This window comes from Sphingomonas spermidinifaciens (assembly GCF_002351485.1).
In the GTDB taxonomy this organism is placed as follows: Bacteria; Pseudomonadota; Alphaproteobacteria; order Sphingomonadales; family Sphingomonadaceae; genus Sphingomonas; species Sphingomonas spermidinifaciens.
Genome location: NZ_NWMW01000001.1, coordinates 978339 through 992483 on the forward strand (window position 1 = coordinate 978339; position 14145 = coordinate 992483).

The following is a 14145-nucleotide window of genomic DNA, read 5'->3' on the forward strand; positions in this document are numbered from 1 at the left end:
TCATGCCGCCGCCGCGGTGACGCCTTCGAGGGCATCCTCGAACTCGTCGCTTGCCGCCTGGAGCGCGGCGAGGGTCGCCGCATCGGGGGTCCAGAACTGCCGCTCGCTTGCCTCGATCAGCCGGTTGGCGACACGCGCCGCGGCCTTGGCATTCAGCCCGGCCAGCCGTTCGCGCATCGCGGGGTCGAGGACGAAGGTCTCGCTGATCCGCTGATAGACCCAGGGGCTGACCCCCTCGGTCGTCGCCGACCAGCCCATTGTGTTGGTGACGTGCGCCTCGATATTTCGGACGCCCTCGAACCCGTGGCTCAGCATCGCCTCGTACCAGGCGGGATTGAGCATCCGCGTGCGGGTTTCGAGATCGACCTGCTCAGCGAGCGTGCGGACCTTTGCCGCGCCTTGCGTCGCATCGAGGATGTAGACCGGCGCGGCCGCCCCCTTTGCGCGCGCAATCGAGCGGCTGATGCCGCCCAGCGCATCGACATAATGGTCGATGTCGGTGACGCCGAGTTCGACCGAATCGAGATTCTGGTACGCCGCATCGACACCGGCCAGCGCGGTCTTTAGAAGCTCGTGCTGGCGCGCCGGCTTGCCGCTGCGGCCATAGGCATAGCCCTTCTGCCGCTCGAACACTTCGGCGATCTCGTCGGGGTCGGTCCAGGCGCCGTCGTCGATCAGCAGGTTGACGTTGGCGCCATAGGAGCCCTCAGCGTTCGAGAAGACGCGAAGCGCCGCGGTTTCGAGGTCGCAGCCATGGCGCTCGGCATGGGCAAGGCTGTGTTTGCGGACGAAATTGGCCTCAAGCGGCTCGTCGGCGGTCGCGGCGAGGAACGCGGCCTCGGCGATCATCCGCGTCTGGAGTGGCAGCAGGTCGCGGAAGATGCCCGACAGCGTGACGATCACGTCGATGCGCGGTCGGCCAAGCTCGGCAAGCGGGATCAGCTCGGCACCCGAAAGTCGGCCATAGCCGTCGAAGCGAGGGCGCGCGCCGATCAGCGCCAGCGCCTGGGCGATCTGAACGCCCTCCGACTTGAGGTTGTCGGTGCCCCACAGCACCATCGCCAGCGTTTCGGGGAAGGCTGCGGTGGCGGTGTGACGCGCGATCAGGTGATCGGCCTGATCGCGGCCCTCTTGGCACGCGAAGGCACCGGGGATGCGAAAAGGGTCGAAGCCGTGAATGTTGCGCCCGGTCGGCAGCACCGCCGGGTTGCGCAGCACGTCGCCGCCAGGCGCGGGGCGGACGAAGCCGGCGTCGAGCGCATGGACCAGCCCGTCGAGTTCGCCGTTGGTTTCGGGAAGCGTGACGCCGGCCGCCAGCATCTCGGCGCGCTGCGCCTCGGTCATCGGTCGGCCGAGCACGTGGAGGCCATGCGGGATCAGCTCGCGCTCGATCTCGTAGAGGCGGCCCGCCAGCCCGCCGGCATCGCTGCCATCCAGGTCGAGTGCTGCCGCCGCGCCGGCGATCATCGGCTCCAACTTCGCGCGCTCGCCCGCGTCGGGTGACGAGCGCCAGCGCTCGACCAGCGCCTTCAGCTCCGACAATCCCTTGTAGAGCCCCGCCTGCGCGAGCGGCGGCGTCAGATAGCTGACCAGCGTCGCACCCGACCGCCGCTTGGCAATCAACGCCTCTGACGGATTGTTCGTGGCGTACAGATAATAGTTGGGCAGATCGCCGAGCAGCCGCTCGGGCCAGCAGTCGCCCGACAGCCCGACCTGCTTGCCCGGCATAAACTCGAGCGCGCCATGGGTTCCGAAATGGAGGACGGCGTCGGCGGCGAAATCCTCGCGCAGCCAGCGATAGAAGGCGCTGAACGCGTGGGTCGGCGTGAAGCGGCCCTCGAACAGCAGGCGCATCGGGTCGCCCTCGTATCCGAAGGCGGGCTGGACGCCGACGAACACCTTGCCGAACTGCGCACCCAGGATGTGGATCGAGCCGCCATCGCTTTGCTGACGACCGGGCGCCGGTCCCCATTGCGCCTCGATCGCGGCGAGATGCGGCTCGCGGCGAACATGATCGTCGGCGGCGATGCGCGCGTGGACATTGGCGTCGGCGCCGTAGCGCGCGGCATTGCCCTTCAGGACGGCATCGCGCAGCGTATCGACGTCGGCGGGCAGCTCGACATCATAGCCCTCACGCGCCAGCCGGACGAGCGTCGCATGCAGCGATTCCCAAACGGCCAAGTGCGCGGCGGTGCCCGTCGCACCGGCATTGGGCGGGAAGTTGAACAGCACGACCGCCAGCTTGCGCGCGGCCCGCTCGGACCGCTTGAGCGCCACGATTTTCGCGACCTTGCCTGCCAATGCCCCGGCCCGCTCGGGGCAGGCCTGCATCTCACGGCGTAGGCCCGCGCCCTCGAAGGCGCAGCCGCGCGCGCAGCCGGTGCACGCGCCCGAAGCATCAGCGCGCCCGCCGAACACGCTCGGCAGGATCGCGCCGTCAAGCTCGGGAATGGCGACCATCATCGTCGCCTCGATCGGCAGCAGGCCCTGGCGGCTCGCGCCCCATTGCTGGATCGACTGGAACTCGATCGGGTGCGCGGCGACATAGGGCACGTCGAGCGCGGCAAGTGCCGCCTCCGCCGCCTCGGTATCGTTATAGGCGGGGCCGCCGACCAGGCTGAAGCCGGTCAGCGACACGATCGCATCGACGCTCGGCCGGCCATCCTCGCCCACGAAGAAGGCATCGATCGCCGGGCGCGAATCGAGGCCGCTGGCGAAGACGGGCACGACGGCAAGGCCCTGCGCCTCGATCGCGGCGATCACGCCGTCATAATGGCCGGTATCGTGGGCGAGGAGGTAGGAGCGCAGCAGTAGCAGGCCGACCGTCCCGCGCGCTCCCTCCGCGCGCGGCAGATCGACGGCGCGATCACTCATCCCGCCCGGCAGCATCGGGTGGTAGACGCCAACATCGGGATAGTCGCGCGGCGCCTCGGCCTTTGTCGCGTGCCCGGCATAGCGATGCGCCAGCGCGCGGACCATCGAGACGACATTGTCGTCGCTGCCCGCCAGCCAGTATTGGAGCGTCAGGAAGTAGGCCCGTACATCCTGCGCGGTGCCGGGAATGAAGCGAAGCATCCGCGGCAGGCGGCGCAGCATCTTCATCTGCACCGCGCCCGATGACCCGCCGCCCTTGGACGACCCGCGCAGCCGCTTGAGCAGCGCGAGCGGGCCCTTCGCCGGCTTGTCCATGCGATAGGCACCGAGGCGCGTGAGCCTGACGACTTCCGCCCCCGACATGAGGCCGAGCATCGCCGCGCACTCCTCGCGCCGTGCCTCGAGCGCGGGCAGGACCGCACGGATATGGTCGTCGAGGAACAGCATCGTCGCGATGACGATGTCGGCGCGCCCGATGTCAGCGATGCAGCGGTCGAGCGAGCCCGCATGATGGTCCCAGTCCGACGCGGCGTGAAAGCCGATGCTGATCCCGGCCCCTTCCGCCGCGAACCGCGCCCCCGCCCGCTCGACCGCCCCGGCCAGGTGATTGTCGAGCGTCACGATGACGACGCGTAGCGGGGCGGCGTCAGCGGGCATAATGCGCCTTCGCTTCATAAAGCGTGTCGAGGGTGATCGTGGCGACTCCCCGATCGGCGGCAAACGCCTCGGTATTCCGCCGCGCCTTGCCGCGGACGAAGAACGGGATCTTCATCAGCTCGCGCTCGGCTTCGGGCGTCCAGCCCTCGGCTTCGGACACCTCGGCCACTGCCGTCGTGGGGGCGGCGTGGCCGAGGTGAGCATGTCCAAGATGACTGGCGCCGTGGGCGTCCGAAAACTCGAAATCGTCGCGGAACATGGTGAGCAAATGCTCCTCCAGCCCCATGACGAGCGGGTGGACCCAGGTGTCGAAGAGCACGTTCGCTCCCTCGAACCCCATTTGCGGCGAGTATCGCGCGGGGAAGTCCTGGACATGGACGGGCGCGGAGATGACCGCGCAGGGGATGCGCAGCCGCTTGGCGATGTGCCGCTCCATCTGCGTGCCGAGCACCAGTTCGGGCTGTGCCGCCTGGATCGCCTGCTCGACCGCGAGATAGTCGTCGGTGACGAGCGGCTCGACGCCGTAGAGCTTCGCCGCGTCGCGCAGATCGCGAGCGAATTCGCGATTGTAGCAGCCGAGGCCGACGACCTCGAACCCCAGCTCGTCGCGCGCGACACGGGCGGCGGCGATCGCGTGGGTGGCGTCGCCGAAGACGAACACGCGCTTGCCCGTGAGGTAGGTCGAGTCGACCGACCTGCTCCACCAGGGCAGGTTCGATTGCGGCAGCGCCGACACTTCGGCCAGCCCCGCGGCGGCGGCGACTTCGGCGACGAAGTCCAGCGTCGCGCCATGACCGATCGGCACGGTCCGCACCGTCTTCTGCTCGAAGGTCCGCTCCAGCCAGCGACACGTCGTGTCGGCGGTCTCGGGATAGAGGCAGATGTTGAAATCGGCCGTGCCAATCGCGGCGAGGTCGGCGGGACTCGCCCCCAGCGGCGCGACCAGCGCAACGTCGATGCCCATCGCATCGAGCAGCCGCGTCACCTCGATCACGTCGTCGCGGTGGCGAAAGCCGAGCGCCGTGGGGCCCAGCAGGTTGGCGCGCGGACGGCGGCCCTCGCGCGGGGCCGGTCGCGCCTCGCGGTCGGCGAGCGCGCGGACGAGCTGGTAGAAGGTCTCGCTCGCGCCCCAGCTCTCGCGCCGCTGGTAGCTCGGCAGTTCGAGCGCGATCACCGGGCACGGCAGCCGCATCGCCTCGGCCAGGCCAGCCGGGTCGTCCTGGATCAGCTCGGCAGTGCAGGACGCGCCGACCAGCATCGCTTGTGGCCAGAACCGCTCATACGCCTCACGCGCTGCGGTCTGGAACAGGTGCGCAGTGTCCTTGCCCAGGTCGCGCGCCTGGAAGGTCGTATAGGTGACGGGCGGACGCTTCGCCCGGCGTTCGATCATCGTGAACAGGAGGTCGGCATAGGTGTCGCCCTGCGGCGCATGTAGGACGTAGTGGACGCCTTCCATCGCGGTGGCGACGCGCATTGCGCCGACATGGGGTGGCCCCTCATATGTCCAGACCGCCAGTTGCATCAGAGCCTCAGCACGTCGCGGCGCCGCAGCGGCCGCGCGAAGAGTTCGGCAAGGTCGCCCGCCTGCTCAAAGCCGTGGATGGGCGAGAAGACGAGCTCGATCGCCCATTTCGTCGCCAGCCCCTCCCCCTCCAGCGGGTTGGCGAGGCCAAGGCCGCAGACGGTGAGGTCGGGCTTGGCCGCACGCACGCGGTCGAGTTGGCGGTCGACGTCCTGCCCCTCGCTGATGACGGTGCCGCTGGGCAGCAGCGCGAGCTCACGCGCCAGATGGCGGCGGTGGAGATAGGGCGTGCCCACTTCGACCGGGATCATGCCGAGCTCGGTCGCGAGGAACCGCGCCAGCGGCACCTCGAGCTGCGAGTCGGGGAGGAAGAAGACAGACTTGCCGTAGAGCCGCTCACGCAGGGGTTCCAGCGCTCGCTTGGCGCGCTCGCGCGGGGCCGCGACCGTGCGGCGGAAGTGCAGTTCGTCGATGCCGAAGGCGGTCGCGGCGGCGTGTAGCCAGGCGGTCGTCCCCTCCGCCCCGAACGGGAACAGCGCATCGATCCGCGTCGCGCCGCGATCCTCCAGCGCTCGCGCCGTCTCGCCGAGGAACGGCTGGGCGAGCAGGTAGCGCGTATTCGGCCCCATCGCCGGCATCTCCCCGGCCCGGCGCGCGGGCAGGCAATCGACCGCCTCGATGCCGAGCTCGGTGAACAGGCGGCGGAACTGGTCCTCGACGATGTCCGGCAGTGCGCCGACGATCAGCAGGTTCGCCGTCTCGGTCGCGGGCAGATCGGGCACCAGCGCGGCGAGACAGGCGTCCTCGCCCTCGGCAAAGGTCGTCTCGATCCCCGAGCCCGAATAGTTGAGGATCTTGGTCGTGCCGGCGTGCTTGACCGAGAGCCGCTGCGCGGCGCGCGACAGATCGAGCTTGATGACTTCCGAGGGGCAGGAGCCGACTAGGAACAGGAGCTTGATCTCCGGCCGCCGTTCGAGCAGCCGATCGACGACGCGATCGAGCTCCTCGTTGCAGTCGGCCATGCCGGCGAGGTCGCGCTCCTCGATGATCGCAGTGCCGAAGCGCGGCTCGGCGAAGATCATCACGCCCGCGGCCGACTGGAGCAAATGCGCGCAGGTGCGCGACCCGACGACCAGGAAGAAGGCGTCCTGGATCTTGCGATGCAGCCATACGATGCCGGTTAGCCCGCAGAACACCTCGCGCTGGCCGCGTTCGCGAAGGACGGGCGCATCAGCGCAGCCCGGCAACGCGATCGGTGCCGACGCGAGGGGTGGCGGGCTCATCCCGCCACCGCCAGCGCCGGTGCGCCCTCGCGTCGCGCCGCCCGCAGCTTGAGCAGGAACTGACCCGCATTAATGGCGTAGGTGGCATAGGCAGCGAGCGCCAGCAGCATCCGTTCCCGCTCGGTCCCGATCCCCGCCACCAGCGCCGCCAGATAGGCGGTGTGCAGCGCGATCACGACCATGCTAAACACGTCCTCCCAGAAGAAGGGACCCGCAAACAGCCACTTGCCGAACACAACCTTTTCCCAGATCGAGCCGGTGACCATGATCGCGTAGAGCGCCATCGTCTTGACGACGATCGATACCGTCGCGGCCAGCGCGCCCTCCCCGGTCGCGAGATAGCGCAGCACCAGCACCAGGCTGACCAGGAAGATCAGGAACTGCAGCGGCGCGAGCACCCCCTGCACCAGCGTCCAGCATGTAGCGTCGCGGCGCCGGCGCTGATCGGGTGTGTAGAGCGGGATCGGCGATCCCTGCCCAACGCGGTCCGATCCCTGGCTCTCCGCCCGCCGCATTTCGCCCGTTCCTTTATTCTGAGGCAGGCCCGAAGCTACGGCAGTGTAAGGGAGAGTGTCAACCTTTCTTGACGTAAAGCCAACAAGACACTTCATTGCGGCGCAGCAACGAGAGTCGATTGCCAGTCCCCCGAATCAGGCATAGGTTAAGTGTCGCGGGGCACTCCAAACATGGCGATCCTGCCAGTCGTTCCACGGCGAAAACGGCCAGGCGGAGAACTGGTAATGGCGACACTCGCGCCGATGAAGGAGGAGGATGGACGACGGCCCCGGCCGCGTCCTGTTGGCTTTCGCTCCATTGCTGGCGAGCGGTCTCCGGTCGCGCTGTCCGCATTGATCGAGGGCGAGATCATCCCCCGCCTGATGGTCGCGCACCACGCCGCGACGCCCGCCGTCGCGCCCGGCACCGCTCACGAGATCGACGCGCGCGACATCGCCGCGCTGGCGCCGATGACTCTGGAGGTCGAGGCCGACGTCCTGCTCGCGCACGTCCAGGGGCTGATGACGCGCGGCATCTCGATCGACAGCGTGCTCATCGACCTGCTCGCGCCCACCGCGCGGCTGCTCGGCGAATGGTGGGAGGCCGATCGCTGCGACTTCGTCGAGGTGACGATGGGCCTTTGGCGGCTGCAGGAGGTTGTGCACGAGATCTGCGACGGCGCGCCGCCGACGCTTCGTGCGGCGCCGCGTCCCAAGGCGCTGTTCGCCGCGATGCCCGGCGACCAGCACAGCTTCGGTGCGGTCATCGTTGACGAGTTGTTCCGGCGCAACGGTTGGTCAACCGACCGCTGGATCGGCGAAGCTGCGGCCGGGCTTCAGGAGCGTGTGCGGATGCACCGCTTCGATCTGATCGGATTGACGATCAGCTGCGACTGCCATATCGCCGCGCTTCCGCCGCTTATCGCCGACCTGAGGACCGTTTCGCGCAATCCGAAAGTCAGCGTGATGGTCGGCGGGCGGGTCTTTGTCGAGGATCCGTCGCTTGCCACGAGTGTCGGCGCCGACGGCACCGCGCGCGACGCCAGGCTCGCCCTTTCGGTGGCGACCCACCTGGTCCGCGCACGTGCCGGGGAGGTCGCCGACGCCGATTGAACCTCGTTTCCCGGAGCCCGGTGCCCACCCGTGAACAAGCAGATCGCTCCCGCCCGGCACAGTGCGTTCACACGGACCGATGCCGTGCCCGCCGCGCTCGACGCGGGGGTTGCGGCCGGGCTGCTCGCCGCGGTCGGCGACGTCGCGCTGATCCTGTCGGGCGAGGGACGCATCCTCGATGTCGCAGTCTCCAACGGCGAGCTGTCGCATCACGGTCTCGACGCCTGGGTCGGTGAGGCCTGGGCCGAGACGGTCACACCAGAAAGCCGGACCAAGGTGGCCGAGATGATCGCCGACGCCGCCGTCCCCGGCAGCACTGCGCGCTGGCGACAGGTCAACCATCCGGCGGCGGGCGGCGACGTGCCGATCCGATACCTCGTCATGGCGCTCGGCAGTGACGGCCGACTCGTTGCGATCGGTCGTGACATGCGCGGCGCCGCACAGATGCAGCAGCGGCTGCTTCAGGCGCAACAGTCGCTCGAGCGTGACTATATCCGCTTGCGCCAGGCCGAGACGCGCTATCGCCTGTTGTTCGAGACCGCCTCGGAACCCGTGCTGATCGTCGATGCCGGCACGCGGCGCATCCGAGAGGCCAATCCCGCCGCGCATCGCCTGCTCGGCGTCGCCGAGGGCGCGCTGGTGGGCGAACCGATCCACATACTCGCGGCGCCCGTCGCGCGCGACTCACTGGTCGCGTATCTCGGCGCGGTCGAGGCCGCCGACGACGTGCCGGCGCTCTCGCTCGACCTCGCCGGTGACCGCGGCAACGCGACCGTGTCGGCCCGCCCCTTCCGTCAGGCGCGCGCGCCGCTGCTGCTCGTGCGCATCGCCGACGCCGCGCCCGCCGATCGCCACCGCCACGATGGCACGCTGAGCGACGTAGTCGAGCGGATGCCCGACGCCTTTGTGCTGATCGATCGCAATCTCGAAATTCTGACCGCCAATGCTGCGTTCGTCGATCTGGCCGAGGCGCCTTCAGCCGAGCGCGTCGTCGGCGCACGACTGGGCCACTGGCTGGGGCGGCCGGGGATCGACCTCGAGCTGATGGTCGCCCAGCTTCGCGAGCATGGCCAGGTGCGCAACGTCGCGACGATCCTGCGCGGGTCGGCGGGGGGCGAGGAAGCGATCGAGGTGTCGGCGGTGCTCGCGCCGGGGCCATCAGGCGAGTGTTTCGGCTTCACGCTGCGTTCGGTCGGGCGGCGACTGCGCGATGCGCCGGCGATCCCGCGCGACCTGCCGCGTTCGGTCGAGCAGCTCACGGGTCTCGTCGGGCGCATGTCGCTCAAGGACATTGTGCGCGAGTCGACCGACCTGATCGAGCGGCTGTGTATCGAGGCGGCGCTCGCCTACACCGCCGACAATCGCGCTTCCGCAGCTGAGATTCTTGGCGTCAGCCGCCAGAGCCTTTACTCGAAGCTCCACCGCCACGGCCTTGGCAACCTCGTCTCGAGTGACGATTAACTGTCAATTCGATTTGACGCCGCCTCGCGTCAGGCATAGCCTCGATGCATGGCACGATCGACGACCACGACCGTCCCCGTCCCCTTTCCCGCGCCGCGCGACGTGGTCGAGTTGCTCAAGCCAATCACCTGGTTCCCGCCGATCTGGGCGTTCATGTGCGGTGTCGTCTCCTCGGGCGTGCCGATCGCCGATCGCTGGGGCTTCCTGATCGCGGGCGTGCTGCTGACCGGTCCGCTGGTCTGCGGCACGAGCCAGGCGGTCAATGACTGGTTCGACCGCCGTGTCGATGCCATCAACCAGCCCGAGCGACCGATCCCCTCAGGCCGGATCGCCGGGCGGTGGGGGCTCTTCATCGCGATCATCGGCACCGCGCTGTCGGCGGTCGTCGCGGCGGCGACCGAGCCGTGGGTGTTCGTCGCGACGCTGCTCGGCCTCGCCTGTGCCTGGGCCTATAGCGCGCCGCCCTTTCGCCTGAAGGCGAGCGGCCTGTGGGGACCTGCCGTCGTCGCGCTCACCTATGAGGGGCTGACCTGGTTCACCGGCGCCGCGGTGATGCTCGGCACGCTGCCGCCGGCGCCGGTGCTCATGGTACTAATCCTCTACAGCGTCGGCGCGCACGGCATCATGACGCTCAACGATTTCAAGGCCGTGGAGGGCGACCGGCTGACCGGCCTGCGCTCGCTGCCGGTCGTGCTCGGGCTGGACCGGGCGGCGCGAATCGCATGTGCGGTGATGGCGCTGCCGCAGCTGGTCGTCGTCTCGCTGCTCCTCCGCTGGGAGCATCCGGTCGCCGCCGCGGCGGTGGCTTTGGTGCTGGCTGGGCAGCTCGTGCTGATGCGCCGGCTGCTCGCCGATCCACGTCGCCATGCGCCGTGGTACAATGCGACGGGCACGACGCTCTACGTCCTCGGCATGCTTGCCGCCGCGTTCGGGCTCGGCGCGTGATGCCGCTCGGCTGGCCCGGCCTCTTGCGCCTCGGCCTGGTCCAGAGCGCGATCGGCGCGCTCGCGGTGCTCGCGACGTCGCTCCTCAACCGCGTCATGATCGTCGAATATGCGCTGCCCGCGGCGCTCCCCGCCGGGCTCGTCGCCTGGCATTATTCGGTGCAGCTGTCGCGTCCCGCCTGGGGGCATGGGTCGGACCGGGCGAGAAGGCGCGCGCCGTGGATCGTCGGCGGCATGGCGGTGCTCGCCGCGGGCACGCTGACGGCGGTCGCGGCACTGCCGCTGATCGCAGCCGGGGGCTGGACCGGCCTTTGCATCGCGTTGCTCGCCTTCACGCTGATCGGCACCGGCGTGGGGGCGGCGGGCACGACGACGCTGGCGCTGCTCGCGGCGGGCGCGACGCCGGCGCAGCGTCCCGCCGCTGCGGCGATCGCGTGGATCATGATGATCCTCGGCATCGCCGTCACCGCGGGCGTGGTCGGCGCCCTCATCGATCCATTCAGCCCCGCCCGGCTGCTGCGCATCGCTGCCTGGGTCGCGATGGGCGCGGTGGCGCTCAGCATCATCGCGACCTGGCGGATCGAGGGCGCGGCGGTGCCACCCGAAACCGCCCCCCCGCCCCTCGCCGCCGCACTGCGCGCGATCGGCGACGATCCGGCCGCGCGGCGCTTCACCGCCTTCGTCTTCGTGTCGATGCTCGCCTATTCGATGCAGGACCTGATCCTCGAACCCTTTGCCGGCCTCCGCTTCGGCATGAGCGCGGGGCAGTCGACCTCGCTGACGGGGGTGCAGCATGGCGGCGTTCTGATCGGCATGATCGGTGCCGGGATCGGCGGCAGCCTTCAGGGCGGGGCGGGTCTCCGCCGCTGGATCACCGGGGGCTGCGCTGCTTCCACGCTGGCAATGGTGGCGCTCGCCCTGGGGGCACAGGCCGGGCCCGGTTGGCCGCTCGTCGCCAACGTCGCACTGCTGGGTATCGCCAACGGCATCTTCGCCGTAGCCGCGATCGGGGCGATGATGTCCCTGGCGAGCGCCGGCGGCGCGGGGAGCGAGGGGGTGCGGATGGGCGTCTGGGGCGCGGCACAGGCGATCGCCTTTGCGCTCGGCGGCCTGCTGGGCGCGGGCGGTGTCGACCTGCTGCGCGCCGCGACCGGATCGAGCGCCGATGCTTTTGCCGCGGTCTTTGCCGTCGAGGCAGCGCTGTTCGCGGCGGCCGCACTGCTCGCCTGGCACCCCGTCTCAGCCCCCATGCACAAGGCAGCGCCGGCATGATCGCCGATTGCGTCGTCGTGGGCGGCGGGCCGGCAGGCGCGACCGCGGCCGCCGACCTGGCAGCGACCGGCGCGCGCGTCATGCTTCTCGACCGCGGGGGCCGGATCAAGCCGTGCGGCGGCGCGATCCCGCCACGGCTGATCGCCGACTTCGCCATTCCCGACCGGCTGCTCGTCGGCCGTGCGGTCGCGGCGCGGATGGTTGCACCCAGTGCCGCCGCCGTCGACATGGCGGTCGATCGTGGCGGCGACGGCTTCGTCGGAATGGTCGATCGCGGACCCTTCGACGAGTGGCTGCGCACCCGCGCCGCCGGGGCGGGTGCAGAACGCCGTACCGGCAGCTTCGAGCGGATCGAGCGCGACGATGCCGGATGGGCGGTGGTAGTCTATCGCGATGCCGAGGGCACCGAACGCCGCCTGCCGACCCGCGCCGTCATCGGGGCCGACGGCGCGCGCTCGCGCGTCGCCGCGTCGGCAATGCCGGGCGTCGCTCCGCCGCCGCAGGTATTCGCCTATCACGAGATCGTCGAGACGCCGCCGGGCTTCGACCGAACCCGCTGCGACGTCTTCTATCAAGGCGCGCTGTCGCCCGACTTCTATGGCTGGGTGTTCCCGCATGGCGACACGGTCAGCGTCGGCGTCGGCAGCGCGCGCAAGGGCTTCGCGCTGCGCGCCGCGGTCGATCGGCTACGCGCCGAGAGCGGGCTGGCGGCGGCCCCCGTCGTCCGGCGCGAGGGCGCGCCGATCCCCTTGAAGCCGCGCAAGCGCTGGGACAATGGCCGCGACACGCTCCTGATCGGTGATGCCGCAGGCGTCGTCGCACCCGCTTCGGGCGAGGGCATCTATTACGCCATGGCCAGCGGGCGTGAGGCAGCGGGCGCGATGGCCGCGCTGCTCGCGACCGGCGACGCCCGCGCGCTTGCCGGAGCGCGCACCCGCTTCATGCGCGCGCATGGCCGCGTCTTCTGGATACTGGGGGTGATGCAGCATTTCTGGTACCGCGACGATCGTCGGCGCGAGCGCTTCGTCGCGATGTGCGACGATCGCGACGTCCAGCGGCTGATCTGGCCCGCCTATATGAACAAGCGCATCGTCTATGCCGCCCCCCTCGCCTATCTGCGCATCTTCATGAAGGACATGCGCCACCTGGTGCAGACCGCATGACTGCGCGGCCCTGGACGCTGCCGGTCGCGGTCGCGCTGCTGCTGGCGGCGGTGGTCGCGTTCATGGGCGCGACGATGACCGAGATCGGGCCGTGGTACCGCGCGCTCGAAAAGCCGCGCTGGGCGCCGCCAGATGCGGCTTACGGCGTCGCCTGGACGCTCATCTACGCGCTGACCGCGCTCGCCGGGGTGCGCGGCTGGCTCGCGGCCGTGACCAAGGCGGAGCGCGAATGGCTGTTCGGGTTGTTCGCGCTCAACGGCTTCCTCAACATCCTCTGGAGCGTCTTGTTCTTCCGCCTCCAGCGACCTGACTGGGCAGTGATCGAGGTGCTGGGCCTGTGGTTGTCGGTCGCGGCGCTGGTGATCCTGTTGTGGCGGCGGACGATGACGGGGGCGGTGATGCTGGTCCCCTACCTGTTGTGGGTGACGTTCGCCGGCTATCTCAACATGACGATCGTACGCCTTAACGGGCCGTTCGGATGACCGACGCGGCGATGACGTGGTGGTTCGAGAGCGGCCACGCTGCCGACCTCGTGCTGGCGGTCATCGCCGGCGAATATGCGCTACTGGTCACGCGCTTCGGCTGGTCGCCCCGGCGTGCGGCCCTGCGCCTCTTGCCGGGCGCGCTGATGCTGCTGGGGCTGCGGGCGGCGCTCGTCGGGGCGGCATGGCCGTGGGTCGCGCTGCCGCTGGCGGCGTCGCTCCCGGTCCATCTGCTCGACTTGATGGGTAGAGGGCCGGGCGACGCGCGCCGCCCGGCCCGCCCGGTCAGATCGTCTTGAGATAGGCGATGACGTCGGCGCGTTTCTGCGCGTCGGACCAGCCCGCGAACGCCATCTTGGTACCGGGCACGACGCGCTGGGGGTTCTGGAGGTACTGGAACAGCTTCTCCTCGGTCCAGGTGATGCCGCTGTTCTTGTTGGCCGGCGTGTAGCTATAGCCCGCAACGGTGCCTGCCGCACGGCCGATGATGGCGTGCAGCGATGGGCCGATCTTGTTCACGCCCTCTTCGACCGCATGGCATGTCGAACAAGTCGCGAACGCGGTCTTGCCCTTGGCCGCGTCGCCGGTGAAGCTGGCGAGCGTAGTGCCGTCAGTAGTCTCGGTATTGTCGGCCGCCGGCGCCGAAGCCGCCGCCGAAGGTGCCGCGGCGGGTGCAGCCGCCGTATCCGCCGCCGCACCGGTATTGGCGGCCGCCGTTTCGGTGCTCCCGCCCGAACCGGAGCTTTCCGGCGCCTGCGAACAACCGGCCGCCGTCAGCGCCAACAGCGCCGCCCCGACCGTCCATTTCGTCAAACGAGTCATCGATACTGACTGCATCATCTCGCCCTCTCCATCACGGTTTACTCGGCGGCGCGTACAT

At 69.7% G+C, this 14145-nt stretch carries 12 protein-coding genes; 7 read left to right on the forward strand and 5 right to left on the reverse strand.

Annotated features, from left to right (window positions below; translation table 11 throughout):
• Genes COC42_RS04590 through bchF form a run of 4 tightly spaced genes read right to left on the reverse strand, consistent with a single transcriptional unit; the run spans position 1 to position 6851 of the window.
• Positions 1-3531, reverse strand: coding sequence for a magnesium chelatase subunit H (locus tag COC42_RS04590; protein WP_096342046.1), 3531 nt, complete (start codon positions 3529-3531; stop codon positions 1-3).
• Positions 3521-5053: a ferredoxin:protochlorophyllide reductase (ATP-dependent) subunit B gene (gene bchB / locus COC42_RS04595; protein ID WP_096342047.1), complete on the reverse strand. Its 1533-nt coding sequence runs from the start codon at positions 5051-5053 to the stop codon at positions 3521-3523. Before bchB ends, COC42_RS04590 begins: the two co-directional genes overlap by 11 nt.
• Positions 5053-6336, reverse strand: a complete 1284-nt coding sequence (locus COC42_RS04600) for a ferredoxin:protochlorophyllide reductase (ATP-dependent) subunit N (protein WP_096342048.1) — start codon at positions 6334-6336, stop codon at positions 5053-5055. Before COC42_RS04600 ends, bchB begins: the two co-directional genes overlap by 1 nt.
• Positions 6333-6851, reverse strand: a complete 519-nt coding sequence (gene bchF / locus COC42_RS04605) for a 2-vinyl bacteriochlorophyllide hydratase (protein ID WP_096342049.1) — start codon at positions 6849-6851, stop codon at positions 6333-6335. Before bchF ends, COC42_RS04600 begins: the two co-directional genes overlap by 4 nt.
• 225 nt (positions 6852-7076) lie before the next feature.
• On the opposite strand from bchF, the gene COC42_RS04610 reads away from it, so the two are divergent.
• The 7 genes from COC42_RS04610 to COC42_RS04640 are packed head-to-tail and all read left to right on the forward strand — an operon-like array spanning position 7077 to position 13564.
• Positions 7077-7943: a cobalamin B12-binding domain-containing protein gene (locus tag COC42_RS04610; RefSeq protein ID WP_096342050.1), complete on the forward strand. Its 867-nt coding sequence runs from the start codon at positions 7077-7079 to the stop codon at positions 7941-7943.
• 30 nt (positions 7944-7973) lie between these two features.
• Entirely contained in the window at positions 7974-9404 is a 1431-nt protein-coding gene (gene ppsR / locus COC42_RS04615; RefSeq protein WP_176484555.1) for a transcriptional regulator PpsR, read from the forward strand.
• 48 nt (positions 9405-9452) lie between these two features.
• A complete protein-coding gene (gene chlG / locus COC42_RS04620; protein ID WP_096342051.1) occupies positions 9453-10349 on the forward strand; it encodes a chlorophyll synthase ChlG in 897 nt (298 codons plus the stop codon).
• Positions 10349-11620, forward strand: coding sequence for a BCD family MFS transporter (locus tag COC42_RS04625; protein WP_096342052.1), 1272 nt, complete (start codon positions 10349-10351; stop codon positions 11618-11620). Before chlG ends, COC42_RS04625 begins: the two co-directional genes overlap by 1 nt.
• Positions 11617-12783 (forward strand): geranylgeranyl diphosphate reductase, encoded by a 1167-nt coding sequence (locus COC42_RS04630; protein ID WP_096342053.1) that lies wholly within the window; start codon positions 11617-11619, stop codon positions 12781-12783. Before COC42_RS04625 ends, COC42_RS04630 begins: the two co-directional genes overlap by 4 nt.
• Positions 12780-13265, forward strand: a complete 486-nt coding sequence (locus COC42_RS04635) for a TspO/MBR family protein (protein ID WP_096342054.1) — start codon at positions 12780-12782, stop codon at positions 13263-13265. Before COC42_RS04630 ends, COC42_RS04635 begins: the two co-directional genes overlap by 4 nt.
• Entirely contained in the window at positions 13262-13564 is a 303-nt protein-coding gene (locus COC42_RS04640; protein ID WP_245843841.1) for a hypothetical protein, read from the forward strand. The genes COC42_RS04635 and COC42_RS04640 overlap by 4 nt, the downstream gene beginning before the upstream one ends.
• On the opposite strand, the gene COC42_RS04645 is transcribed toward COC42_RS04640, so the two are convergent.
• On the reverse strand, positions 13551-14087 hold the full coding sequence (locus tag COC42_RS04645) for a c-type cytochrome (protein WP_245843842.1): 537 nt from the start codon (positions 14085-14087) through the stop codon (positions 13551-13553). The genes COC42_RS04640 and COC42_RS04645 overlap by 14 nt on opposite strands.
• Positions 14088-14145 lie beyond the last annotated feature (58 nt).

Bases quoted from the DNA above. Each gene is read 5' to 3' on its own strand.
- COC42_RS04600 (WP_096342048.1), bottom strand. From the start codon at position 6,336: ATGAGCCCGCCACCCCTCGCGTCGGCACCGATCGCGTTGCCGGGCTGC.
- COC42_RS04630 (WP_096342053.1), top strand. From the start codon at position 11,617: ATGATCGCCGATTGCGTCGTCGTGGGCGGCGGGCCGGCAGGCGCGACC.
- bchB (WP_096342047.1), bottom strand. From the start codon at position 5,053: ATGCAACTGGCGGTCTGGACATATGAGGGGCCACCCCATGTCGGCGCA.
- COC42_RS04625 (WP_096342052.1), top strand. From the start codon at position 10,349: ATGCCGCTCGGCTGGCCCGGCCTCTTGCGCCTCGGCCTGGTCCAGAGC.
- bchF (WP_096342049.1), bottom strand. From the start codon at position 6,851: ATGCGGCGGGCGGAGAGCCAGGGATCGGACCGCGTTGGGCAGGGATCG.
- COC42_RS04645 (WP_245843842.1), bottom strand. From the start codon at position 14,087: ATGACTCGTTTGACGAAATGGACGGTCGGGGCGGCGCTGTTGGCGCTG.
- COC42_RS04640 (WP_245843841.1), top strand. From the start codon at position 13,262: ATGACCGACGCGGCGATGACGTGGTGGTTCGAGAGCGGCCACGCTGCC.
- COC42_RS04635 (WP_096342054.1), top strand. From the start codon at position 12,780: ATGACTGCGCGGCCCTGGACGCTGCCGGTCGCGGTCGCGCTGCTGCTG.
- chlG (WP_096342051.1), top strand. From the start codon at position 9,453: ATGGCACGATCGACGACCACGACCGTCCCCGTCCCCTTTCCCGCGCCG.
- COC42_RS04610 (WP_096342050.1), top strand. From the start codon at position 7,077: ATGGCGACACTCGCGCCGATGAAGGAGGAGGATGGACGACGGCCCCGG.
- COC42_RS04590 (WP_096342046.1), bottom strand. From the start codon at position 3,531: ATGCCCGCTGACGCCGCCCCGCTACGCGTCGTCATCGTGACGCTCGAC.